At 45.3% G+C, this 1,343-nt stretch carries 2 protein-coding genes; both read right to left on the bottom strand.

Going from position 1 to position 1,343, the window contains the following annotated elements; genetic code table 11:
* Positions 1-641 (bottom strand): PTS transporter subunit EIIC (locus tag CSW98_RS17440; protein ID WP_198517348.1); only part of this gene is annotated, 641 nt, incomplete at its 3' end.
* 351 nt (positions 642-992) lie between these two features.
* A partial coding sequence (locus CSW98_RS17445) for a glucose PTS transporter subunit EIIB (protein ID WP_198517357.1) occupies positions 993-1,343 on the bottom strand: 351 nt, incomplete at its 5' end.

Raw genomic sequence — 1,343 nt, forward strand, 5'->3', positions numbered from 1 at the left:
GCAGTAGTGAATTGACCTACTTCATAGAAGAAAGGTGCGTTCCAGATGTGGTGCAGACCGAATGGGATCAGAGAACGTTCAACGATACCGTAGATACCGAACGCCACTTCAGGAGACTGATAAGCCGCCCACTCAGAGAATGCAGCGATACCGGCACCGATTGGTTGCCAGATAACAGCCAGAATACCAGCAACCACACACGCAGCCAGAGAGGTCACGATAGGAACGAAACGTTTACCACCGAAGAAACCAAGATAGGTTGGCAACTGGATAGTGTGGTATTTATTGAACAGCTGAGCGGCAACCAGACCCATGATAACGCCACCGAAAACACCCGTTTCAGTACCCGGAGCGACAACACCCAGAACACGAACCATGGTCAGGTAACCCAGACCAGCAGCAAGAGCGGCTACCCCATCGTTTTTAGTAAAACCAAGTGCCACACCGATAGCGAACAGCAGTGACATGTTAGCAAATACACCCAGACCAGCTTCGCTCATAACCTGAGCGACAATATCAGGCAGGAATTTAGCGACTTCTGAGTTACCACCGATACCCAGCAGGATACCAGCAGCAGGCATACAGGCAACAGGAAGCATCAGGCTGCGTCCCATTTTCTGCATAGTACCAAATATGTTCATACGAACCTCCGATAATTAATCTTATTATTGGTTAATAAGTAATATTTAAGGAATGTATTAATTGCCAGTGTGTTTAAATAAACGGATTAGAGGAACAACCTCGTTAATAAAAAGTTAACTACACTGAAATTAATATTCCAAAGTTAATGTCTTTAATTGACGATAAGAATATTAATTGGTCCGATGATATTTTTCCGCGCGCAGAGTCACGCCGAATGTAACATAACGTAACATAGCGCAAATCTTACGTAATGCGTGATCTGAGGCACTTATCTATTTGGATAAATCGTGAATCGAAAAAGCCCGGACCTGAGTCCGGGCTGAATCTGAGAGTTTCAGGGAGAGGAATACTTAAGCGAGTGTTTCCATCTGACCCTTGATGATTTCAGAGTGAGTACCGAATACTGCCTGGAAGTTATCACCCTTAGCAAATACACCGGCTGCACCCAGCTCTTTCAGACGGTTTGTATCTACTTTACTGCCATCGTTTACAGTAACACGCAGACGAGTGATACAAGCGTCTAGGTCTTTGATGTTTTCTTTGCCGCCGAACGCCATAGTGATGTTCTTAGCCAGTTCATCGTTGCTGGTGTTAGCCACAACTTTTGCTTCAGATTCATCTTCACGACCAGGAGTTTTCAGATCCAGAGCCTTAATCAGAGCAGTGAATACGAAGAAGTACAGAGCCGCATAACACAGACC

The sequence above is a fragment of the Vibrio sp. HA2012 genome, assembly GCF_002812955.1.
Taxonomy (GTDB): Bacteria; Pseudomonadota; Gammaproteobacteria; order Enterobacterales; family Vibrionaceae; genus Vibrio.